Genomic DNA, 20,852 nt, shown 5'->3' with positions numbered 1-20,852 from the left:
ACGTACCCGCGTGGTCCCCGCCCGTAGCGTCCGCGGCGATCAACCGAACCCGAGGGGGAACAATGTTCAAACTCAACGACGCGGTCAGATTCCGCCGCTCCGTCACCGGAGTCCTGCTGATCCTGGCCCCGCTGCTCCAGCTGATCGCGGTCCTCGTCGATCCCGGCACCTGGGGCGACGACCGCGAGTCGGTCAGCTTCGGCGACAACCCGGCGCTGGCGCAGCTGCAGTCCGCGCTCTACCACTGGTCCTGGATCCTGCTGCCGGTGGCGCTCATCGGGGTGCTGCACGTCGCCCGCAAGCGCGGCGTGGTGCTCGGCCACATCGGCGGCGCGATGTCCGTGCTCGGCTTCCTGTCCCTGTCCGGCCTGCTGATGATCGACCCGGTGGAGTGGTACCTGGGGCAGCACAACCCGCCGGAGCAGGCCGCGAAGATCCTCGATGAGATGCTCAACCTGCCCGGCGTGGTCTTCGGCTTCCAGATGCCGTGGATCTTCTTCGGCCCGATCGGCGCCGGCCTCGTCGCCATCGCGCTGCGCCGCGCCGGATTCGCGCCGTGGTGGGTCGTGGGCGCGATCCTGCTCGGCTGGTGGGCCGGCTTCCTGGCCCCGTACGGCCCGCTGACGGTCCCGCTCTGGGCGGCCCCCGTGGCCGCGTTCGGCTACCTGGGCGTCAAGGTCCTGCGGATGACCGACGCGGAGTGGGTCTCCTACTACCCGAGCGCCGCCCCGGGCGTCACCACGCCCGACTCGTACGCGAACACCACCGCCTGAGCCCGGTCCCGCAGGCTCAGCTTCATGAGCACCCTGGCCACATGGGTCTTGACCGTGGCCTCGCCGACGAAGAGCTCCCCCGCGATCTCGGCGTTGGTGAGGCCACGCGCCAGCATGCGCAGCACCTCCAGCTCGCGCGGGGTCAGCTCGGACAGCTGCGGCGGCCGGACCGGATCGTGCCGCCCGGCGAAGGACGCGATGACCCGGGTGGTCACGGCCGGATCGAGCAGGCCGTCCCCGGCGGCCACCACCCGGATCGCCTCCACCAGCTGCTCCGGCGGGGACACCTTGAGCAGGAAGCCGCTGGTCCCGGCGCGCAGCGCCGCGTAGAGGTTCTCGTCGGTGTCGAAGGTGGTGAGCATGATGATCTTCGGCGGGTGCGGGGTGTCCAGCAGCTGCTTGGCCGCCGACAGGCCGTCCAGGCGGGGCATGGAGATGTCCATCAGCACGACGTCCGGCCGGACCCGGCGGGCCACCGCGACGGCCTCGACCCCGTCCCCGGCCTCGCCCACGACCTCCATGCCCGGTTCGCTCTCCACCACCATGCGCAGCCCGGCCCGGATCATCGCCTGGTCGTCGGCGAGCACGATCCTGACGGTCATACCAGCACCACTCCCTGGGAGGTGGGCAGCACCGCGCGGACCCGGAAGCCGCCCTCCGGGCGCGGGCCCGCGTCCAGGGTGCCGCCGAACAGTTCGGCCCGCTCGCGCATGCCGATGAGGCCGTTGCCGGTGGACAGCTCGGAATCGGCGCCCTTGCCGTTGTCGGTCACCTCGATGGTGACCGAGAGCGGGTGGTAGGCGATCCGGATCCGGACGTCGGCCTCGCCCGCGTACTTGACGGCGTTGGTGAGCGACTCCTGGACGATCCGGTAGGCGGACAGGTCCAGGCCGGGCGCTAGCCGTACCGGCTCGCCTTCGATGGCGAGGGTGACCCGCAGGCCCGAGTTGCGCACGGTGGAGATCAGGCTCTCGACCAGGTCGAGGCCGGGCTGGGGCAGCGCCTCGTCCTGGGGCATGCGGAGCGCGCCGAGCATGATCCGCAGCTCGTTGACGGCCTCCCGGCCGCTCTGCTCGATGTTCTGCAGGATCGGGTTCTCCCCGCCCTGGGTGCGGCGCAGCGCCCCGGCCTGCATGACCATCATGCTGACGCTGTGCGCGACCACGTCGTGGAGTTCCCTGGCGATCCGGTTGCGCTCGGCGGCCACCGCCTCGGCGGCCTTGCGCTCGCGTTCGAGCTCCAGTTGCGTGGCCTGTTCGGCCATGCGCTGCATCCGGACCAGGTAGCCGCGCAGGCCGAGCCCGGTCAGGTAGGCGAAGCCGAACATGACAGTAAGGAAAATTACTTCCTCAGGCGGCAGGATCCTGTGGTCGATGGCCCCGGAATCGAACACCAGGATGCCCGCCAGAGCCCACAAACCGCCAGGTCGGAATGGCAGTTTCGCGCCCAGCGTGTGGAAGACGATCAAGAGGGAGATGAGCTGGTGAACTTGACAGCTCTCGTGACCCTGCCGATGCCACACGTACTGCATGAGTACGATGCCTAGGAACACCACAACAGGCGACTTGCAGCGAAATGCGAGCAGAATCCCGGCCAGCAGAGCTTGGGGGATCCACCATAGCTGGGGGTTCTGGGCCGCGCCGTGAGCGGTCGCTGTGGTGAACGCCTCAACGACGCCGATCGCCGCCACGGCGGCGCCGATGAGGAGATCGACCTTTCGGGAATAGACCTTGGAGATGCGGATGGCCATGGGGGCAGATTAATCTGTCCGCGACGTCACGAGTAGCGCTCCATGGACCGGTTCAATCCGATTACAAGTGGTTTGCAAGCGCATGCTTGATCCTTGGCGGGTATCAAGTGAATGTCGTCACGGTGCCAGCCCTTGTCGGGCACTCGGCGCACTGCGAGTCTGGATCTGTTCCGAGTCGAAGAGGAGGCGGAGATGCCCCGCCTAGCGGTTATCGCGGGGCTCGGCGCCCTTGGCATGTTCACCATGCCCATGCTGCACCCCCACCCCAGCGGCTCGACCGACCGGATCACTCCGGGGGCCGTGCGGGTGGAGTCCGAGTCCCATGTCTCGATCACATTATTCGACGACCGCAGCAAGCTGCAGCAGGTCGTCCGAGAGTACGACACCGAACTCGCCGAGGGGAGCGGTTTCACCGTTACCCCGGACGGAGTGATCGTGACGGCGACGTCGGTGGTCCAGTCGGACCGGGACGCGCGAATCTACGCCGCGAACCGCGTCTTCGCCGAATACTTCAAGGTCAGTATCCCGGCCGACTTCGAGAAGCACACGATCAGCGACCCCGACCTCAACATCCGGCTGCAGGCCTGCTACCCGCCGCGCACCCAGAGCTCCACCTGCAACGCCACCGTGACCACCACCGTGATCGCCTACCCCTACCTGCAGCCGCCGCTGCCGCAGGGGCTCAAGGCCGAGATCCTGCACACGGGCGACTCCCCGGTGGCCCCGGCCGTGCTCAAGGTCGCCCCGGCCGGGAAGGAAGGGCTGCCGACCGTGCCGCTCGGCGCCGTGCTGGGCACCACCGTGGAGTCCATCGACGTCATGACGCTGGCCACGCCGCCGTCGGCCAAGGCCCCGCCGAAGCTGGACACGGCGCACTTCGACCCGCCGGGCAGCCGGTCCTTCAAGAAGGAGGACCAGCCCAAGGTCGACAAGCTGGTCGCCGCCCGCGACTCCATCGGCGGGGCGGTCATCGACGACGGCAAGAGCGAAGTGGTCGGCCTGCTGGCCGGCGGCGGCAGCTTCCCCGCCACCGTGACGCCCGTGGAGGACATCAAGTCCGCCCTCGTCGCGGCCGGGGTGAGCGCGCGCCGCGGCCCGGTGGACGTGGTGTACGAAAGCGCCCTGGCCTCCTACCACAACAAGCTGTACGCGGCCTCGATCCCCGTGCTGGAACGGGTGCTGAGCCAGCGGCAGGACCATCCGGTCGCCATCGAGTACCTCCGGATCGCCAGGACCAAGGCGAACACGGGCGAGGACGCGGGCACCAAGAAGCCGAGCGCCGCGCCGGTGGCCAAGCAGAGCACGGGGATCTCCCCGTGGGTCTGGGTGACCGGAGGGGTGGTGCTGGTGGCCGCGCTGGTGGCGATCGCCGTGCCGATGTTGCTGAAGCGGCGGCGCGGGGGGAACGGCCCCGGCGGCGGGCCGCCGCTGGAGAACGCGGCGCTGGTCACCTCCTGGCCCGCGCAGACCGAGATGTTCCACGGCGGGGGCGGCTCGCACCCGTCGATACCGCCCCCGCCGCCTGGATCTGACATGTCACCACCACTCGGGCAGGCCCAGCTCGGGCAGCCGATGCCGGTCCAGGTCGGGCAGATGGGCATGCAGAAGTTCTGCACCCAGTGCGGCATGCGGCTCGGGCACGCGCACCGGTTCTGCGGCTTCTGCGGCCACGCGGCGGACATGCCATGACCGACGGATCCCCGATTCCGGCCCTGGTCGGCCAGCAGCTGGGCGACTACACCATCGAGGCGGTCATCGGCCGGGGAGGCATGGCCACCGTCTACCGGGCCCGCGACCAGCGGCTCGGGCGGGCGGTCGCGCTCAAGATCCTCGCCCCGCAGCTGGCCCACGACGCCCGCTTCCGGGACCGGTTCGTGCGCGAGTCGCGGCTGGTCGCCAGCATCGACCACCCGCACATCATCCCCATCTACGAGGCCAGCGAGAGCGAGGACCTGCTCTTCATCGCGATGCGCTACGTGGAGGGCAGCGACATGCGGCGGCTGGTGCAGACCCACGGGCCGCTGCCGGTGGCCCGCGCCAACCGGCTGTTCGCACAGATCGCCTCGGCGCTGGACGCGGCGCACGCCAACGGCCTGGTGCACCGGGACGTGAAACCGGCCAACATCCTGGTGACCGAGGCCGACCACGTCTACCTGACCGACTTCGGGCTGACCAAGAGCGCCTCCGCGGAGGCCGGGCTGACCAGCCACGGCCACTTCATGGGCACGCCGCGCTACGTCGCGCCCGAGCAGATCCGCGGCCTTCCGGTGGACGGCCGCAGCGACGGGTACGCCTTCGCCTGCGTCGTCTACGAGGCGCTCACCGGGCAGCCGCCGTTCCAGCGGGACACCGAGCTGGCGCTGCTGTACGCGCACGTGTCGCACGATCCGCCGCCGCTCACGCCGTACCGGCCGGATCTGCCGCACGGGGTGAACCAGGTGATGCAGCGGGCGCTGGCCAAGTCGCCGGTGGACCGGTATCCGACCTGCACGGCGTTCGTGACCGCGCTGCGGGACGCGATCAGCGGGACCGAGAGCGACCACCCGAGCCATCCGAGCCAGCCCAGCAACCCGGGCGCGCGCAGCTGGCCGCCGCCGGCGGGGACCCAGTCGTCGCCCTACTACCCGCAGCAACCGTATCCGGGACCGACGTCGAATCCGCCGATGTCGTATCCGTCGGTGTCACATCCGTCGCATCCATCGCAGATGTCGTACCCGTATGGGCAGCACCCTTCATATCCGACGTACGCGCCGCAGACCGTGGCCACCGCCACCCCGAAGAAGAAGTTCCCGGTCGGGGCCGTGATCGGCGGAGTGACGGCGCTGAGCGTGGTCGCGGCCGCCATCGTCTACGTGGTGTCCCAGAGCGGCGGCGACCAGAACGCCCCCTGGAACACCTACCCAGGAAACGTCGCGGCGCCCTTCTCCTTCTCCTACCCGGACACCTGGACGTTGAAGGAGTACACCGACCAGCACGTCACAGCCGCGGCGGCGGTGGAGGAATTCGACGGCCTCTTCGCCGTCCCCGGCAACACCGACTGGTCGGCCGTGAACCCGATCATCCAGAGCTCCCCCAACCGAGCCACCGGCATGGTCGCCCAGACCACCGAAACGATCAGCACCTCCAACTCCACCGAGGACCTGCAAACCGGCCTCCAGGCCACCCTGCCCGGCTCGGTGGCCATCCCCGGAACCCCGGAGGCGACCTCGGTAGGCGGCCAACCCGCCTTCAAGATGACCGGAGTCCTCAGCGACGGCGCCGGAACCGGCCGCCTCGACTTCCGCACCTTCCTGGTCGCCAGAACCGGCAAACCCTCCGCCCTGATCACGTTCTTCTGCCCCACCGCCAAATGCGACGACGGCATCATCAACACCATCGTGAACAGCGTGAAGTTCACCAACTAGCCGGCGGCTTCTGGATTACCGGACTTCCGGATTGACAGGCCCGCCCCGCCGCGCGATCAGCTGCGCCGGGTCGAACGAGATCTCGAAGGGGGCAGGAAGCGTTGCCACACTTCCTGCCTCAAAGCGCTCGGCGGGCCTGTACTCCTCACCGTCGAGTTCGTAGGTGAAGACGACCGGCGTCTCTATGATCTCGACCCGCCAGTAGATGGGGATACCGGCCTCGGCGTAGCTTGCCCGCTTCAGAACACGGTCGCGCAGCTGCGTCGCCCGGCTGCCGATCTCGATGACCAGCAGGATCTCCTTAGGCGCGAACATCAGCGGGGTGAGCTCCACGTCATCGGCGCGCACCACAGCGAGGTCCGGTATGAAGAAGTCCGATGGGCCGATCCTCAGGTTGACGTCAGCGAGCGTGTCGAACTCTGGGGGCGCGACAGCCTCAAAGATCGCCTGCAGCCGCGAGACGACCCGTTGATGCATTGGAACAGGAGAAGGGCTCACCAGAAGGCTCCCGTTGAGGAGTTCGTAACGATTCCCGTCCTCGGGGAACTGGAGTAGGTCATCGACAGTGAACGGCGGCTTGCTGGGATGAACCGTCAGCTCAAGCGTCGGCTCTGTCCACGGTTCTTTCGTTGCCATTACGGTCACCCGTCCAGTATCGGGAGTCTCGCTCTCGGTCACATGCTACTTCCCGAAATTCCGTAACTAAAAGTAGCCAAATTATCACGACATTTCCCAGTTTCGGATGCCTTGAAGGATGGCGTTGTGGGTTGCGCGGGCTAGGCGGCTGCCCCAGAGGGAGCGGGGGCCGCCGAATGGTTCGGGTGGGCCGTGGGTTGGGGTGGCGACGCAGATGGCGTCGGAGGCGGTGCCGGTGCCGGGGTAGCCGGATTCGAGGAGGGCCTGGGTTTTGGCTTCGGTGATGGTGATGACGGTGTTGACGAGGGCGGCGTCGGTGAGGGGGACGGGGAGGGTGGCGATGATGTTGATGGTGCCGGGCAGGAGTTCGGGGTCCACGGTGCCGGCGGGGGCGGCGGCCCAGGTGGGGATGCGGAGGCCGACGGTGGCCAGGGCGGTGGTGTCGTGGTCGGTGGCCTGGGTGTAGGCGGGGACGTGGGCGGCGGTGAGCATGCCGACGCCGGGGCCGGGTGGGGAGATTTCGGTTAGGTGGGCGGCGGGGTCCATGCGCGAGTAGTGGGGAACCACCTGGGCGTTGAGGACCCAGTGGCGGGGGCCGATGCCGCCGCCGAGGGGGGCGGAGGAGATCATGCGCCAGCCGGGGCCGAAATGGCAGAGCAGGGCGGCGAGGTGGGCGCCGTCTTCGTGACGGTGGGTGAGGGTGACGCGCATCAGCGGTTCGCGGGGCGGATGAGGTGGATCACCGGGCGGCCGTGGGGGTGGGTGACCTGGACGTGGGCGTCGAAGTGGCGGGTGAGCAGGGGTTCGGTGAGGACGTCCTGGGGTGGTCCTGAGGCGGCGGCGTGGCCTTGGGAGAGCAGGAGCAGGGTGTCGGCGTACTGGCCGGCCAGGCTGAGGTCGTGGAGGGTGGTCACCACGGTGAGGCCGTCGTCGAGGCGGAGGCGGTCCAGGAGTTCGAGGACCTGCTGCTGGTGGCCGAGGTCGAGGGCGGTGGTGGGCTCGTCGAGGAGCAGGATGGGCGCCTGCTGGGTGAGCGCGCGGGCGAGCACCACCCGCTGGCGTTCGCCGCCGGACAGGTGGCCGAGCGGGCGATCGGCGAAAGCGGCCAGGTCGAGCCGGGCCAGGACGGAGCGGGTGACCTCGCGATCGTGGGCGGTCTCCCGGGCGAGGTACGGGATGTATGGGGTGCGCCCGAGGATCGCGTAGTCGGCGACGGTCATATCGGGCGGCAGCAGCGGATTCTGGGGGGCATACGCGATCAGGCGGCCCCGCTCGCGCGGTTTCATCCGCCGGACCCCCCGCCCGCCGACCAGCACCTCGCCGTCGTGCGGCAGCAGCCCCATCATGGCCTTGAGCAGCGTCGACTTCCCCGCGCCGTTGGGCCCGATGACCGCCAGCCAGGCCCCCGCCGGTACGGCCATGCCGACATCCCCGAGCACCGCCCGCCCCCCGAGCCGCACCCCCAGCCCGCGCACCTCGATCACGTCTCCACCCGCCTGGTCAGCCGCAACACCAGCACGAAGAACGGCGCCCCCACGAAGGCGGTGACCACCCCGATCGGCAACTCGGCCGGCGCCAGCACGGTCCTGGCCACCAGATCCGCGATCACCAGGAACGCCGCCCCGCCCAGCAGCGACAGCGGCAGCACGATCCGGTAGGACCACCCGGCCAGCCGCCGCACCACATGCGGCACGACGATCCCCACAAACGCGATCAGCCCGCTCACCGCCACCGCGGACGCGGTCGCCAGCGACGCGGCCAGCAGCACGAACAGCCGAACCCGCCGGGCGTGCAGCCCGAGACTGGTGGCCTCGTCGTCGCCGACGGCCAGCACGTCCAGCAGCCGCCCGTGCGCGAGCATGACGACCACCGACACCAGCGCGTACGGCGCGATCATCACCAGTTGCGGCCAGCCGCCCCCGACATCCCCCAGGATCCACGAGTAGACCCGCTGCAACTCCTCGACCTTGAGCTGCTGCACGAACGTCTGGATCGCGGTCAGGAACGAGGTCACGGCGACCCCGGCCAGCACCAGCGTGGCGGTCCCGCCGCCCCGCCCGGCGGTGTTTCCCAGCGCGTACGCCAGGAAGACCCCGCCGACCGCCCCGGCGAAGGCGGCGACGGGCACGGCGCCGGACTCCCCCGTCACCACGATCACCAGGGTGACCGTCAGCCCCGCCCCGGCCGCCGCCCCCAGCAGGTACGGATCGGCGAGCGGATTACGAAACACCCCCTGATATCCGGCCCCCGCGATCGCCAGCAGCCCGCCCACCAGCCCGGCGAGCAGCACCCGGGGCACCCGCAGCTCGAACAGCACGCCCTGCTCGACCGGCAGCAGCCCCGAGTCGATCGACACGAACGGCAACCGATCGAGCAACGCGTACAGGACGGAACCGGGCGCGAGACCGGCGGCTCCGACCAGCAGTCCGGCCGCCATGGAGCCCAGCAGCACGAGCACGGCCGCGCCCAGGGCCCACAGCCTGAACCTGTGCCGAGTCAATCAGCTCGTGGCCTTCTGCACGGCCTCGCTGATGCTCTTGGCCAGGTCGACGATCCTGGGCCCCCAGCGGGAGGCGATGTCGTCGTCCAGCTCGACGACCTGCTCGTCCTTGATGGCGGACAGCCCGGACCAGCCCGGCCGTTTGGCGAGCGTGCCCGCGTTCTGCCCGCAGCACTTGGTGTCGGCCAGGAAGATCAGGTCGGGGTCAGCCTTGGCGACGAACTCGGCGGAGAGTTTGGGGTAACCGCCCGCCGCGTCCGGAGCCGCGTCCGCGATGTTCTCCAGGCCGAACAGCCCGTAGATCTGCCCGATGAAGGTGAGCGAAGTCGTGGAATAGGGCACGACGTCGAGCTCGTGATAGTAGGTGAGCCCCTTGCCCTTCGGCGCGGCCGTGACCAGCTGCTCCAGCTGGCTCTTCATGGCGCCCACCAGCTCGGTCGCCTGGCTGGCGTTCCCGGTCGCCACGCCGAGGTCGTTGATCTCGTCGTAGGCGGCGTCCAGGTTGGCGGCGGCCGGCTCCAGCAGGACGGGTACGCCGACCTTGCCCAGGCCGTCCAGCACGCCTTCCAGATCGTTGGCGAGGATCACCAGGTCCGGCTTCTCCGCGATGATCGCCTCGACATTGGGCTTGAACCCGGAAAGTTCCGTCTTGGGCGCCTCCGCCGGGTGGTTGGACTGGTCGTCGACCGCGATCACCTGCGGCCCGGCGCCGATCGCGTACAGCGTCTCGGTGGCCGTCGGCGACAGCGACACGATCCTGCCCGGCCGCCGCGCGATGGTGATCGAGCCGTTCCCGGCGTTCACGGTCACCGGGAAGGCCCCGGCCGCGACGGTAGGGGCAGGGGTTGGGGTCGGGGGGGCGGCGGTGTCGGCAGGCTGACCGCATCCGGCCAGCAGGAGAACACCCAGCAACGCGCCCGCGAGAGCCTTGGGCCTCACGGATTCCTCCAGAGTCGCCGGGAAACGAGAGACCCGCGTCATAAGACGGATCACCCTTTCCACGAGGGATGATGACGTCAGCGCACGATGCAGGCGACCTGGCTCACCCGCCCAGGGGAGGGCGGGAATGACAGTTGCGGGACAGCGCCGGACTCAAACCGGACTTCGCTGCACGATACGCGTCGAAGGAACGGTACCAATGTCCGGACTGCGGCCTTCGGCCAGGCCCCGATCGACTCCCGCGAGACCTGGACAGAGCTGGATAGGCTGGCTCGCGTGAGCGGGGTCCGGCGACGTCTGGGGCGAGCGGTCCGGGCTACCGGGCGGCTGCTGCTCGGGCTGCTGCTGGTGCCGGTCTGCGTGTTCGGTTCCGTGGTGTTCGTGCTGGCGTTCCTGTCCAGCGCCACCTTCGTCGGGCTGATCATCCTGCCGTACGTGGTGCGCCTGAACCGCTGGATCGCCGGCCGCGGCCGCAAGGTGGCGGCGGGATGGCTGGGCGAGCCGGTCGTCGCCGAGTACGCGCCCATCCGGGGCGGCATCCTGGCCCGGGCCAGGATCGTGCTCGGCGACCCGATGACCTGGCGGGACGCAGGCTGGATGGCCGGCCACATCGTGATCGGCGTCATCATGGCCGCACTCGGCCTGAGCGTCTGGGCGGCCCTCGGTTTCGACCTGTCCGTCCCGATCTGGTGGTGGGCGCCGCTCCCCGAGCACAGCATCTACCTGGTCGGCTTCGCCCTGGACAGCTGGCCCCGCGTGCTCATCACGATCCCGCTCCACTTCCTCGCCGTCGCCACCGCCGGCTCGTACGTGCTGCCCTTGCTGGCCACCGCCGACGCCCGCCTGACCCGCGCCATGCTGGCCACCCCCGAGCGGGTACGGCTAGCAGAACGCGTCGTCGAACTCACCGAAACCCGCACGGCCGCCCTGGACGCGCACGGCGCCGAACTCCGCCGGATCGAGCGCGACCTGCACGACGGCGCCCAGGCCCGCCTGGTCTCGATCGCGATGCGCCTCGGCGTGGCCGAACGCATCCTGGCCGCCGACCCGGGCAAGGCCGCCGAACTCATCGCGGAAGCCCGGCTGAGCACCGAGGAGACGATGACCGAACTGCGGGACATCATCCGCGGCATGTACCCCCCGATCCTCGCCGACCGCGGCCTGCCGGCGCGGTGGCCGCGCTCGCCGCCCGCTGCCCGGTCCCGGTGGCGGCCACCGTGGACGGCGTGGACCGCCTGCCCGCGGCGGTCGAGGCGGCCGCCTATTTCGTGGTCGCGGAGGCGCTCACCAACGTGGCCAGGCACAGCGCCGCCACCAGCGCCACGGTGCACGTGCACGGCGACGAGGCGTCGCTGACCCTGCGGGTGAGCGACGACGGCCGGGGCGGGGCCGACGAGGCGTCCGGCAGCGCCCTGGCGGGCATCCGCCGCCGGGTCGCCGCCTTCGACGGCAGGACCGAGCTGTCCAGCCCGCCCGGCGGGCCCACCACCCTGACCGTGGAGTTGCCGTGCGGGTAGTCATCGTCGAGGACAACGTGCTGCTGGCCGAGGGCCTGGCGCTGCTGCTGCGCACCGAGGGCCACGAGGTCGCCGCGACCGCCGACACCGCGCCCGCCTTCCTGGCGGCCGTCGAGGAGCACCGCCCGGACATCGCCGTCGTCGATGTGCGGCTCCCGCCGACCTTCCGCGACGAGGGCGTGCGCGCGGCCATCGAGGTGCGCCGCCGCCACCCCAGGCAGCCCATCCTGGTCCTGTCGCAGTATGTCGAGCAGACCTACGCCACCGAACTCCTGGCCGAGGGCGGTGGCGCGGTGTCTCGCTCGCCAGGTGTCGAGTGGTCGGCGGACCAGAGCAGGGCGGGGCTGACCTACGGGTTGCGGGGGAGCCCTTCGAGCGTTTGGACAGGTTTGTCGAGGATGCACCAGGCGATTCCCCGACGGGGCACGCCCTCTTCGCTGCTCAGATGGCCGCCGATCACGACCACCCGTGTAGACTGTAATCGCTTGTTTACCGTGGGTTTACAGGGGCTTGGGGAGGGGTCGATGCGGGTCGTTCACGCGTACCGGTACGCACTCGACCCGACCCCACGCCAGGAACGTGTGCTCCGCTCCCATTGCGGTGCCGCCCGCCTGGCCTTCAACTGGGGTCTGGCGCGGGTCAAGGCCAACCTCGCTCAGCGGGAGGCCGAACGTTCCTACGGCATCCCCGACGCTCAGCTGACCCCGCCGCTGTCGTGGTCGATGTATTCGCTGCGTAAGTCATGGAACGGGGCCAAGCAGGAGGTCGCGCCGTGGTGGGCGGAGAACTCCAAAGAGGCCTACGCCTGCGGCCTGGACCGGCTGGCCACCGCGTTGACGAACTGGAGTGAGTCCAGGAAGGGCACGCGTAAGGGCCCGAAGGTGGGCTTCCCCCGGTTCCGGTCCAGGCGCAAGAGCGGCATGTCGGTGCGGTTCACCACCGGGGTGATCCGCTTGAATGGCCGCACCCATGTGGTGCTGCCGGTGCTGGGCCGGATCAAAACCCACGAGTCCACGCGTAAGCTGGCCCGCCGGATCGAGGCGGGCACCGCGCGGATCCGCTCGGCGACCGTCCGACTGGAAGCCGGGCGCTGGCTGGTGTCCTTTGCCGTCCAGATCGAACGCGCTGAGGCAACCCCCGCGCGACCAGACGCGGTGATCGGGGTGGACCTCGGCGTCAAGACCCTGGCCGTCTACTCCGACGGCCGCCCGCCCACCGCCAACCCCCGGCACCTGACCACCGCATCCCGAAAACTGCGCCGTCTGTCCCGCGCGGTCTCCCGCAAACAAGGCCCCGACCGGCGTACCGGACAGAAACCGTCCGGCCGGTGGCGGAAAGCCGACGCCGCCCGCAACCGCGTCCACCATCGAGTGGCCGCGTTACGCCGCGATGCCATCCACAAGCTCACCACTGGCCTGGCGGGCGAGTACGGCACGGTCGTGGTCGAAGACCTCCATGTGGCCGGGATGGTGCGGAACCGGCGGCTGGCCCGCGCGATCTCCGACGCCGGGTTTGGCGAGATCCGCCGCCAACTCGCCTACAAAACCCAGTGGAACGGCGGCCGACTGGTGGTGGCCGGCCGCTGGTTCGCCTCCAGCAAAACGTGTTCCGGGTGCGGCGCGGTGAAAGCCAAACTCGCCCTCTCCGAACGCACCTACACCTGCGCGGACTGCGGCCAGGTCGTCGATCGCGACGTCAACGCCGCGCTCAACCTGGCTTCCCTGGTGAAGCACACCGTCGCCGGGAGTGGCCCGGAGACGCCAAACGGACGTGGAGCCGACCATAAGACCCCGCCTGCCGGGGCCGGTGGCCGTGAAACGTCTACCCCGCACCGGGCACCGCCCAGATCAGACGGGGACCTCCGCCCAGCAATGGACGGACCACTGAGAAACACAGAACTCAGTGAACGGAGCATGGTCAGCGACATTTTGGGGGTTCACCTGCACGGGAGGTTGACCCTCCCAGCGTCCCGAATCCCGGCCGTGCGGCGAGGCCTGCTCCCTTCTTGATCGTTCGAGGGTGAGCGCTCTTGAGGGCTTCCAGCCTGGCTCGGTGCCGATTCTCGCGTCGGGTGTGCTGCTGCTGGGCCTGGTCAGGACGCGAGTTGCCGTTCCGCGTCGTCGATGATCTTCTGCAGGCGGAGGCCGTGCCGGGCGTCCAGCGGGTGGCCGCCGCCCGCGCGCACGGTCTCCGCGAACGACGCCATCATCCGGGCGAAGATCTCCTCCCCCAGCTCGTTGCCGAGCAGGGAGGCGCTGCCGTGCTCGCCGTACACGTCGATCCTGGCCGGGGGCAGCTCGCCCGTGGCCGCCATGCAGAGCGAAGCCTCGCTGACCGCGCCGGTCTCGTGCTCCAGCAGCAATCCCACCCACCCGAGCGGGTTGCCGTGCGCCCGCACCGACGTGACCGGCCCCAGCGCCGCGTCCAGCAGGTCGATCGTGTGCGGCCCGACGTCCAGCACCGCCCCCCGCTCCAGCCGCCACGGCGTGGCGAAATCGCCCCCGCGCAGCGCGCCGGAGATGTTCGCCGCGTGCCCTCCGAACGGCCGCAACGCCCGCGCCTTCGCCAGGAACTCCTCGGTGGCCTGCGAATACCGGAAGGTGTACACCATCTGGCTGGCCACCCCCGCCTCCCCGATCGCCTCCGCCAGCCGCCGCGCCCCATCGAGATCGGCGGCCAGCGGCTTCTCCAGCAGCAACGCCTTCCCGGCCCGCGCCGCCACGATCCCCAGCTCCGCCTGTACGGCGGGCGGCACGCTGAACGCCACCGCCTCGCAGACCTCCAGCAACTCCTCGATCCGCTCGAACGACGGCACCCCATGCTTGCCCGCCAGCTCCGCCGACGCCTCCGGACGCCTCGCCCAGACCCCGGCCAGGCGCGTGAACGGCCCCCTGGCCAGTTCGGGCGCGTGCACCATGCCCGCCCACGGCCCCGCCCCGATCAACCCCACCGATACCGGCTCCACCGCCGCCTCCTTCCTGGATCTTCAGGGTGAGACTAGCCGGTTGAGTACGGGGCTACTCATGCCCGCCAAAGGGCTTCGCGTGACGCTGGCCATATGACAAGCCTCGACACCACCTCCCGGTCGGGCACGGACACGTTCGCCCGCTATGCCATGGTCGCGGGGGCCTTTCTGGCGCCCCTGCTCCTCGCCATCTCGCTGCTGCTCTCCCCGATCGCGCCAGGCGTGGAAGGGGACGCGTACGTCCGCGAGTTCGGCGCCAACATCGACAGCTACCCGACGGCCGTCTGGCTGGGCGCGCTGAGTTCGATCCTGCTCATTCCCGGCATGTTCGGCGCGGCCAAGGTGGTCAGGGCCGGCAAGCCGGCGCTCGGCCTGGCCGGGTTGATTCTCGCCTTCGTGCTGGCGCTGCCCGTCGGGGGCAACACCGACGACGTGATCTACGCCGCGCTGAAGAGCGGCATCGACCCCGCGAGCACGGTCAAGCTGGTCGACACCTACGAGAACGGCCTGCCGTCCTCGGCGCTGGGATTCAGCTTCTTCCTGGGGCTGCTCGGGCTCGTGCTGCTCGGCGTGGCCGCCCTGACGGGCAGGACCGCCCCCGTCTGGGCGGGCGTGGCCCTGATCGTCGCGCCGATCCTCATCCCGGTGGCCTGGTTCGCCGCGCTGCCGACGATCGCGGCGGCCGTTCCGTGGGCGCTGCTCGCCATCGGCCTCGGCGGGGTCGCGCTCCCGCTGGCCGGGGCCGACCGGAAGTAGCCCGAGCCGTCGGGCATGATGAGAGCCATATGGAACTCATTCTGCTGCGGCACGGCGAGACCGAGTGGAGCAGGGCGGGGCGGCACACCGGCCGCACCGACCTGCCGCTGACCGAGCACGGCGAGGAGCAGGCCAGGCTGCTCGCCCCGGAAGTCAAGAAGCACCGGTTCGATCTCGTGCTGGTCAGCCCGGCGCGGCGGGCTCGGGATACCGCCGACCTCGCCGGGATCGGGTCGTACGAGATCGAGCCGGATCTGTGGGAGTGGGACTACGGCGGCTACGAGGGCATCACCACCGCGCAGATCAGGGAGACCCTCCCCGGCTGGTACATCTGGCGGGACGGCGTGATCCCGGGCGACGAGGCCCACCCGGGAGAGGGCATCGAGCATGTCGGGCTACGCGCTGATCGGGTGATCGCCCGGGCGCTGGCGATGATGCGGACCGACCACGTCGAGCCGGGGCCCACCATCGCGCTCGTCGCGCACGGCCACTACCTGCGGATCCTGGCCGCGCGCTGGCTGGGGTTGCCGCCGGATCACGGCCGGTGTCTGCGCCTGGACACGGGGACCTATTCCGCACTCGGCTTCGAACACGGCGAGCATGTGATCCTGCGCTGGAACGCGCCCGTCAGCTGACCACAGGGGCAGGTTGCGGACCACGGCCGGTGAGCCACTCCAGGACCTTACGATGCCCTCTGCGGGCGTCCTCGAAGTGGCCCCACCGCCAGTATCTGGGCTGGTCCCGCACCCCGGTGACCCAGGTTCGATAGGCCACCGGGCGCGGCTGACCGTCGCTCGGCTCCGTCGCCGACGCGACGCCGTACGTTCTGATCACGACGCGTCCGCCAGGTGCGAACAGCACGTCGTCCGCCACCGGGTACAGGGTCATCTGGTCCAGCATCACAAGCCCCCCTATTTGACTGGGTCCCACTCTGCCGGATCCTTGTTACGCTCCCCGCGCCGACGGGTTACGCGCGTGCGCGTCGTGTAAAAACGGCGTTACACGAGGAGGGTGTCGAACTCGCCGTCCTTGACTCCGAGCACCAGTGCGCGGATCTCGTCCCGGGTGTAGATCAGGGCAGGACCTTCGGGGAAACGGGAGTTCCGGACGGCTACCCCGCCGTCGGGAAGCTCGGCCAGCTCCACGCAGTTGCCGGTGGAGTTGCTGTAGAGGCTCTTCCGCCATAGGACGCCGTAAAGGTCGTTCGACGGCATGCCGTTATATGTCTGCATACAAGTTCTCTCTCAGAAGATCTTCGAGCAGATCCCGGGTGCCACCCGGCGTGGTGCTCTCCACGCACAGCTGCTCCATGGCCGTGAGGTACGGATCGATGTCCTCACGTTTGTCCAGGTACAGAGCACCCCAGAGTTGCTCGACGTAGACCACGTCCGACAGGTCGGACTCCGGAAAGCGCAGGATCGTGAACGCCCCGCCTTCGGCAGCGTGCATCCCGAAGCGGAACGGCATCACCTGCAGCGTGATGTTGGGCAGCCTGGCCACCTCGAGCAGATGCTCGATCTGCTCGTGCATGATCTTTGGCCCCCCGATGGGCCGGCGGAGCGCCGCCTCGTCGATGACCGCCCACAGTCTTGGCCCGTCCTTCTGCTTGAGCCGTTCCTGTCGCTGCATGCGCAGATGCACGCGCTGTTCGATCGTGCTCTCCGGGGCGTCCGGAAAGCCGAGCTGGACGACGGCTCGTGTGTACGCGGCGGTCTGCAGCAGGCCGGGCACGAACTGCACCTCGTAGGTGCGGATCACGCTCGCCGCCTCCTCCAGCCCCACGTACGTGACGAACCAGTTCGGCAGGACTTCGCCGAACTTGTGCCACCACCCCGGCGTGTTCGCCTCCCGGACCATCTCCAGGAGGCCACGTCGATCGGCGTCGTCCAGGACGCCGTACAGCGTGAGCAGGTCCTCGACATCACGTGTCTTGAATCCGACCCGCCCGAGCTCCATCCGACTGATCTTGGACTCGGAGGCGCGGATGTGGAATCCGGCCTCTTCTCGGGTGAGATCCCGCTCCTCGCGCAGCCTCCGCAGGCTGGCGCCCAGCATGATGCGCCGAACAGTGGAGCCGGACCCCGGCGGATCGATGGACACGTGATCATTCCTCCGGTATGTGGACTGAACACCAGTCTGTCAAAGATCGCCCCCTTCTTCCCAGGGTCGTTTTGAGGTAACCGTAGCGCTTGCCGCGACCATATGCACGTGCATTCGCTATTGCACATGCACGGGAGATTGCACCATCATGATCTCGTGCACTCCATGCTCCAGTGGTCCACGCTCGACTGGTGGCCTCCGGTGGGCTGGTGGCCGCATCCCGCGCGAGATCTGCTCGCCGGCAGCACCGGATGCACCGCCAGCGCCACCTTCGTCCTGCCCCCGCGCGCCGAGTCGATTCATTCGGCCAGGAGCTTCGCGATGGGCACGCTGGCGGGGTGGGATCTGGCCGAGCTGGCCGACGGCATGGAGCTGGTCGTCTCCGAGCTGGCGACCAACGCGCTGCGGCACGGGATGGAACTCGGGGTGCCCCGCCGCCGCGAGGTCATCCGGCTCTCCCTGATCCGCCGGGGCTCGCTGGTCACCTGCGCGCTGACCGACCCCGGCTCGGCCGAGCCGGTCAAGCGCGACCCCGCGCCGTTCGAATCCGGCGGCCTCGGCCTGCACATCGTCGAATCGATCAGCCTCCGCTGGGGCTGGTGCCCGCTGACCCCCCAAGGCAAAGCAGTTTGGGCCGTTTTAGCCGCATAGTACGGGAACATGGACCGGAGGGCGGGTCCGTACGGCCCGGACCGCACGGACCCGCCCCCCGGTCTGTGTTCATGGCCGTGCCTCCGGCACGGCGGGCTCGGCCGCCTTCAGCCTGTGTCTTCCCTCGTCTCTCCGGTCGCTACGCTCCCTGCGTTCCTCAGTCCAGACACAGGCGCGGCCGAGCTGTTCTTGGGACTTGTGTGACATATGGGCATTGGGTTCCTGGAATTCCCGGCCGTATATCCGGGAATCACCTCCGATCGCGTTCTGGTGTGCTGAGGTGGAGTCGAGCACGCTGCGGGGAGGGAGCGGGAGAACAGGAGAATGACCTTTTCGGAGCGAACTGCGCAGAATATCTTGATCTCACGTGCGTCACCACCGCGGCTTCCCGATGGCCTGAGAGATCTGTGATGGACGATCACCTAATCGCCTGGCTGACAACTCTCGACGAAGACCGACTCGCCCGCGTCCTGGCCAACCGCCCGGACGCCATCGCCGCGCCCTGGCCCAGGCGGCTGGACGCGCTGGCGCACCGCCTCGGCAACACCTTCGCCGTCATGGAGGTCATGCGCGGCCTCCCGCTGCCCCCGCTCGAGCTCCTGCAGGCCTGCCTGGTGATCGGCGGCCGGCCGACCGAGGACGAGCTGGCCCGCTTCCTCGGGGTGAGCACCTCGGAGGTGATCCCCTGGCTGGATCGCCTGTACGACTGCGCCCTGGCCTGGCCGGGACAGGACGGCCGGATCCACCTGGCCGAGGCGGTCGCCCGCTGGTGGACCGCCCCCTGCGGGCTCGGCGAGCCGCTCGCCACCTACCTCGACTCCTGGATGCTCAACACCGAGGGCCTGCGGCGGATCTGCCGCACGCTCGGATTGGCTCCGCAGGGCGGGAAGCGGCAGATGGTGGCCCGGGCCACCGCCCTGCTCAGCGACCCGGAACGCCTGACCGAACTCGTCACCACCGCGCCGGACGGCACGGTCGGCGTGCTCGACGACTTCGCCTGGGACGGGCCGGTCCGCAGCGTGGACGGCAACCGCTTCCTCAACGCGGGCACGCCGGAGAAGTGGGCGGCGGATCGGGGGCTGCTGTTCCGGACGCAGTGGGATGTGGCGGAGATGCCGCGTGAGGTGGCGCTGGCGTTGCGAGGCCCGGAGTATCACGGGCCGTTCACGCCGTACCCGCCGGATCTGGCCACCATCCAGGTCGATCGGGACGCGGTCGAGTACGCGATGTGCCTGGCCGCGCCGCACGTGCTGGATCGGGCGACCGCGCTGCTGGAGAACACCGACAAGACGCCGCTGCCGCTGTTGAAGAACGGCGGGGTCGGGGTGCGCGAGGTGCGCCGGGTGGCCAAGGAGACCGGCTGCTCGGAGGAGGAGACCCGGCTGTTCCTCGAGGTCACCGCGGTGGCCCGGCTGATCGCGCTGGACGAGAGCGCGGGCGGTCTGGTGCCCACCGATCGTTTCGACTCCTGGCGGCTCGAGGACGCGCCCGCCCGGCTGCGTACGCTGCTGGCGGCCTGGTGGCGGATGGAACGCTCGTCGCTGCGCCGCAGCGACGGCCGCTATCCGGCCGTGCTCGGCGACGACCCCGCCGGGGAGACCATCGCCCGGATCCGCTGGGCGGTGCTCGGCGCGCTCACCGAGGTCCCGGACGGGTACGCCTTCGCCACCCTGCAGGAGCTGGTGCAGTCGGTGCACTGGCGGGCGCCGCTGCTGGATCGGGAGCTGCTCGCCGAGTGCGCGCCCGGGATCCTGGAGGAGGCCCGCCTGCTCGGTCTCGCCGCCCACGACTCGCTCACCGATCTGGGCCGGGCGCTGGCCGCGCTCGGCCAGGTGGCCGGCAACGAGAACGACGACACCGTCCCCGAGGTCGAGTACGACCCGGTGCTGGCCGATCGGTCCATCCGCGCCCTGGCCAGCGCCCAGCGCACCGCCCTGTTCGGCGCGGACCTGACCGCCGTCGTGACCGGGCCGCCCGCCGCCGAGCTGGCCTCGCTCCTGGATCGGGTCGCCGACCGGGAGTCCAAGGGCGCGGCGTCGGTCTGGCGGTTCACCCCCGCCACCGTACGGCGGGCGCTGGACGCGGGCGCCGGAGCCGACGCCCTGCTGGACCAGCTCGCCCAGGTGGGCACCCTCCCCCAGCCGCTCATCTACCTGATCAGGGACGTGGCCCGCCGCCATGGCGAGGTCACCGTCACCACGGTCGGCTGCATCATCCAGGGCAGCGACCCCGCCCTGCTGGCCGAGATCGCCGGCCACCGCCGCCTGGCCAAGCTCGGCCTGCGCCTGCTCGCCTCCTCGGTCCTGGCCAGCTCCGCCCCCGCCGACCGCACTCTCGCCGCCCTCCGCGAAGCCGGGTACGCCCCCGTCCCCGTCAACGACACCGGCGAGATTGAGATCCGCCGCGAACCCCAGAGCGGCCGCCTGATCCTGCTCCCCGGCGGCCGCGTCGCCGAACTCGACCCCCTGCCCCTGCTCACCGAACCACCCCCCGACCCCCACGAACACGCCAAACGCCTGATCACCACCCGCGAAGAGGCCAAACAGAACGGCCAAACCTGGGCCCTGATCGGCCGCATGGCCACCCGCCTCCCCACGGCCGAACAATCCCTCCTCGGCTTCGTCGTCGACCGCGGCGTCCGCGCCTTAATCACCTTGTCCGACGGCGTCACCGCCACCGTCAGCCACGGCGAACTCCACTCCGGCGTCCTGGACGCCTGGTGCGAGGAGGCCGGCGACTACCTGGAATTCCCGCTAAACGAAATCGCTTCGGTCACCGCTTCCACGTGACAACACTCCCGGCGCTGACCGAATTCGTTCGGCGCCGAGGATGGCGGACTGTTTGCCGTGGTTCTCCCACCC

21 protein-coding genes and 1 pseudogene are annotated in these 20,852 nt (G+C 69.9%); 11 read left to right on the top strand and 11 right to left on the bottom strand.

The window, feature by feature from the left end; all coding sequences use genetic code 11:
* Positions 1 to 62 precede the first annotated feature (62 nt).
* The gene (locus tag ABGB08_RS22260) at positions 63 to 773 is read left to right on the top strand and encodes a hypothetical protein (protein WP_347593223.1); all 711 of its coding nucleotides are present in this window, start codon (positions 63 to 65) and stop codon (positions 771 to 773) included.
* On the opposite strand, the gene ABGB08_RS22255 is transcribed toward ABGB08_RS22260, so the two are convergent.
* Together ABGB08_RS22255 and ABGB08_RS22250 are read right to left on the bottom strand one after the other, a co-directional pair.
* Positions 713 to 1,375: a response regulator transcription factor gene (locus tag ABGB08_RS22255; RefSeq protein WP_347593221.1), complete on the bottom strand. Its 663-nt coding sequence runs from the start codon at positions 1,373 to 1,375 to the stop codon at positions 713 to 715. The two genes, ABGB08_RS22260 and ABGB08_RS22255, sit on opposite strands and share 61 nt — an antisense overlap.
* Positions 1,372 to 2,523 (bottom strand): sensor histidine kinase, encoded by a 1,152-nt coding sequence (locus tag ABGB08_RS22250; protein WP_347593219.1) that lies wholly within the window; start codon positions 2,521 to 2,523, stop codon positions 1,372 to 1,374. The genes ABGB08_RS22255 and ABGB08_RS22250 overlap by 4 nt, the downstream gene beginning before the upstream one ends.
* A gap of 192 nt (positions 2,524 to 2,715) precedes the next feature.
* On the opposite strand from ABGB08_RS22250, the gene ABGB08_RS22245 reads away from it, so the two are divergent.
* Both ABGB08_RS22245 and ABGB08_RS22240 read left to right on the top strand, forming a co-directional pair.
* Positions 2,716 to 4,212 carry a hypothetical protein gene (locus ABGB08_RS22245; protein ID WP_347593217.1) on the top strand — a complete coding sequence of 499 codons (1,497 nt, stop codon included), beginning with the start codon at positions 2,716 to 2,718 and terminating at the stop codon, positions 4,210 to 4,212.
* Complete coding sequence (locus tag ABGB08_RS22240; RefSeq protein ID WP_347593215.1) at positions 4,209 to 5,927, top strand: protein kinase; 1,719 nt, start codon at positions 4,209 to 4,211, stop codon at positions 5,925 to 5,927. The genes ABGB08_RS22245 and ABGB08_RS22240 overlap by 4 nt, the downstream gene beginning before the upstream one ends.
* Before the next feature lie 15 nt (positions 5,928 to 5,942).
* On the opposite strand, the gene ABGB08_RS22235 is transcribed toward ABGB08_RS22240, so the two are convergent.
* Genes ABGB08_RS22235 through ABGB08_RS22215 form a run of 5 tightly spaced genes read right to left on the bottom strand, consistent with a single transcriptional unit; the run spans position 5,943 to position 10,002 of the window.
* Positions 5,943 to 6,605: a Uma2 family endonuclease gene (locus ABGB08_RS22235; RefSeq protein WP_347593213.1), complete on the bottom strand. Its 663-nt coding sequence runs from the start codon at positions 6,603 to 6,605 to the stop codon at positions 5,943 to 5,945.
* Positions 6,606 to 6,647: 42 nt separating this feature from the next.
* A complete protein-coding gene (locus ABGB08_RS22230; protein WP_347593211.1) occupies positions 6,648 to 7,274 on the bottom strand; it encodes an adenosylcobinamide amidohydrolase in 627 nt (208 codons plus the stop codon).
* A complete protein-coding gene (locus ABGB08_RS22225) occupies positions 7,274 to 8,047 on the bottom strand; it encodes an ABC transporter ATP-binding protein (RefSeq protein WP_347593209.1) in 774 nt (257 codons plus the stop codon). Before ABGB08_RS22225 ends, ABGB08_RS22230 begins: the two co-directional genes overlap by 1 nt.
* Entirely contained in the window at positions 8,044 to 9,063 is a 1,020-nt protein-coding gene (locus ABGB08_RS22220; protein ID WP_347593207.1) for an iron ABC transporter permease, read from the bottom strand. The genes ABGB08_RS22225 and ABGB08_RS22220 overlap by 4 nt, the downstream gene beginning before the upstream one ends.
* Entirely contained in the window at positions 9,064 to 10,002 is a 939-nt protein-coding gene (locus tag ABGB08_RS22215) for an ABC transporter substrate-binding protein (RefSeq protein WP_347593205.1), read from the bottom strand.
* Between the two features lie 276 nt (positions 10,003 to 10,278).
* On the opposite strand from ABGB08_RS22215, the gene ABGB08_RS22210 reads away from it, so the two are divergent.
* From ABGB08_RS22210 to tnpB, 4 genes and pseudogenes are all read left to right on the top strand, one after another.
* Positions 10,279 to 11,358: a sensor domain-containing protein gene (locus ABGB08_RS22210; RefSeq protein WP_347593203.1), complete on the top strand. Its 1,080-nt coding sequence runs from the start codon at positions 10,279 to 10,281 to the stop codon at positions 11,356 to 11,358.
* Complete coding sequence (locus tag ABGB08_RS22205; RefSeq protein WP_347593419.1) at positions 11,271 to 11,519, top strand: ATP-binding protein; 249 nt, start codon at positions 11,271 to 11,273, stop codon at positions 11,517 to 11,519. The genes ABGB08_RS22210 and ABGB08_RS22205 overlap by 88 nt, the downstream gene beginning before the upstream one ends.
* A pseudogene (locus ABGB08_RS22200) lies at positions 11,510 to 11,815 on the top strand (response regulator); the annotation flags it as partial. The gene ABGB08_RS22205 and the pseudogene ABGB08_RS22200, both read left to right, overlap by 10 nt.
* 102 nt (positions 11,816 to 11,917) lie before the next feature.
* Positions 11,918 to 13,528, top strand: a complete 1,611-nt coding sequence (gene tnpB / locus ABGB08_RS22195) for an IS607 family element RNA-guided endonuclease TnpB (protein ID WP_347593417.1) — start codon at positions 11,918 to 11,920, stop codon at positions 13,526 to 13,528.
* An 83-nt stretch (positions 13,529 to 13,611) separates the two neighbouring features.
* Here tnpB and ABGB08_RS22190 read toward each other — a convergent pair whose 3' ends face one another.
* Complete coding sequence (locus ABGB08_RS22190) at positions 13,612 to 14,484, bottom strand: Gfo/Idh/MocA family oxidoreductase (RefSeq protein WP_347593201.1); 873 nt, start codon at positions 14,482 to 14,484, stop codon at positions 13,612 to 13,614.
* A gap of 93 nt (positions 14,485 to 14,577) precedes the next feature.
* Here ABGB08_RS22190 and ABGB08_RS22185 point away from each other — a divergent pair, with 93 nt between their 5' ends.
* Both ABGB08_RS22185 and ABGB08_RS22180 read left to right on the top strand, forming a co-directional pair.
* Positions 14,578 to 15,240 carry a hypothetical protein gene (locus ABGB08_RS22185; RefSeq protein WP_347593199.1) on the top strand — a complete coding sequence of 221 codons (663 nt, stop codon included), beginning with the start codon at positions 14,578 to 14,580 and terminating at the stop codon, positions 15,238 to 15,240.
* Positions 15,241 to 15,269: 29 nt separating this feature from the next.
* On the top strand, positions 15,270 to 15,875 hold the full coding sequence (locus ABGB08_RS22180) for a histidine phosphatase family protein (protein WP_347593197.1): 606 nt from the start codon (positions 15,270 to 15,272) through the stop codon (positions 15,873 to 15,875).
* Here the strand turns inward: ABGB08_RS22180 and ABGB08_RS22175 are convergent.
* The 3 genes from ABGB08_RS22175 to ABGB08_RS22165 form a co-directional block, all read right to left on the bottom strand.
* Positions 15,868 to 16,128: a hypothetical protein gene (locus tag ABGB08_RS22175; protein WP_246264767.1), complete on the bottom strand. Its 261-nt coding sequence runs from the start codon at positions 16,126 to 16,128 to the stop codon at positions 15,868 to 15,870. The two genes, ABGB08_RS22180 and ABGB08_RS22175, sit on opposite strands and share 8 nt — an antisense overlap.
* A 110-nt stretch (positions 16,129 to 16,238) precedes the next feature.
* Entirely contained in the window at positions 16,239 to 16,472 is a 234-nt protein-coding gene (locus tag ABGB08_RS22170; protein WP_155347234.1) for a DUF397 domain-containing protein, read from the bottom strand.
* Positions 16,459 to 17,295, bottom strand: coding sequence for a helix-turn-helix transcriptional regulator (locus ABGB08_RS22165; protein WP_218041209.1), 837 nt, complete (start codon positions 17,293 to 17,295; stop codon positions 16,459 to 16,461). The genes ABGB08_RS22170 and ABGB08_RS22165 overlap by 14 nt, the downstream gene beginning before the upstream one ends.
* 210 nt (positions 17,296 to 17,505) lie before the next feature.
* Between ABGB08_RS22165 and ABGB08_RS22160 the strand changes: the two genes are divergently transcribed.
* Together ABGB08_RS22160 and ABGB08_RS22155 are read left to right on the top strand one after the other, a co-directional pair.
* Positions 17,506 to 17,991 (top strand): ATP-binding protein, encoded by a 486-nt coding sequence (locus ABGB08_RS22160; RefSeq protein ID WP_347593415.1) that lies wholly within the window; start codon positions 17,506 to 17,508, stop codon positions 17,989 to 17,991.
* A 410-nt stretch (positions 17,992 to 18,401) separates the two neighbouring features.
* On the top strand, positions 18,402 to 20,780 hold the full coding sequence (locus tag ABGB08_RS22155; RefSeq protein ID WP_347593194.1) for a helicase-associated domain-containing protein: 2,379 nt from the start codon (positions 18,402 to 18,404) through the stop codon (positions 20,778 to 20,780).
* Positions 20,781 to 20,852 lie beyond the last annotated feature (72 nt).

The organism is Acrocarpospora sp. B8E8 (assembly GCF_039871605.1).
GTDB classification, from domain to species: Bacteria; Actinomycetota; Actinomycetes; order Streptosporangiales; family Streptosporangiaceae; genus Acrocarpospora; species Acrocarpospora macrocephala.
This window is presented reverse-complemented; position numbering and strand designations above follow the sequence as displayed.

Bases quoted from the DNA above. Each gene is read 5' to 3' on its own strand.
- ABGB08_RS22175 (WP_246264767.1), bottom strand. From the start codon at position 16,128: ATGACCCTGTACCCGGTGGCGGACGACGTGCTGTTCGCACCTGGCGGA.
- ABGB08_RS22170 (WP_155347234.1), bottom strand. From the start codon at position 16,472: ATGCAGACATATAACGGCATGCCGTCGAACGACCTTTACGGCGTCCTA.
- ABGB08_RS22160 (WP_347593415.1), top strand. From the start codon at position 17,506: ATGCTCCAGTGGTCCACGCTCGACTGGTGGCCTCCGGTGGGCTGGTGG.
- ABGB08_RS22240 (WP_347593215.1), top strand. From the start codon at position 4,209: ATGACCGACGGATCCCCGATTCCGGCCCTGGTCGGCCAGCAGCTGGGC.
- ABGB08_RS22250 (WP_347593219.1), bottom strand. From the start codon at position 2,523: ATGGCCATCCGCATCTCCAAGGTCTATTCCCGAAAGGTCGATCTCCTC.
- ABGB08_RS22245 (WP_347593217.1), top strand. From the start codon at position 2,716: ATGCCCCGCCTAGCGGTTATCGCGGGGCTCGGCGCCCTTGGCATGTTC.
- ABGB08_RS22260 (WP_347593223.1), top strand. From the start codon at position 63: ATGTTCAAACTCAACGACGCGGTCAGATTCCGCCGCTCCGTCACCGGA.
- ABGB08_RS22255 (WP_347593221.1), bottom strand. From the start codon at position 1,375: ATGACCGTCAGGATCGTGCTCGCCGACGACCAGGCGATGATCCGGGCC.
- tnpB (WP_347593417.1), top strand. From the start codon at position 11,918: ATGCACCAGGCGATTCCCCGACGGGGCACGCCCTCTTCGCTGCTCAGA.
- ABGB08_RS22185 (WP_347593199.1), top strand. From the start codon at position 14,578: ATGACAAGCCTCGACACCACCTCCCGGTCGGGCACGGACACGTTCGCC.
- ABGB08_RS22230 (WP_347593211.1), bottom strand. From the start codon at position 7,274: ATGCGCGTCACCCTCACCCACCGTCACGAAGACGGCGCCCACCTCGCC.
- ABGB08_RS22155 (WP_347593194.1), top strand. From the start codon at position 18,402: ATGGACGATCACCTAATCGCCTGGCTGACAACTCTCGACGAAGACCGA.
- ABGB08_RS22165 (WP_218041209.1), bottom strand. From the start codon at position 17,295: ATGCTGGGCGCCAGCCTGCGGAGGCTGCGCGAGGAGCGGGATCTCACC.
- ABGB08_RS22180 (WP_347593197.1), top strand. From the start codon at position 15,270: ATGGAACTCATTCTGCTGCGGCACGGCGAGACCGAGTGGAGCAGGGCG.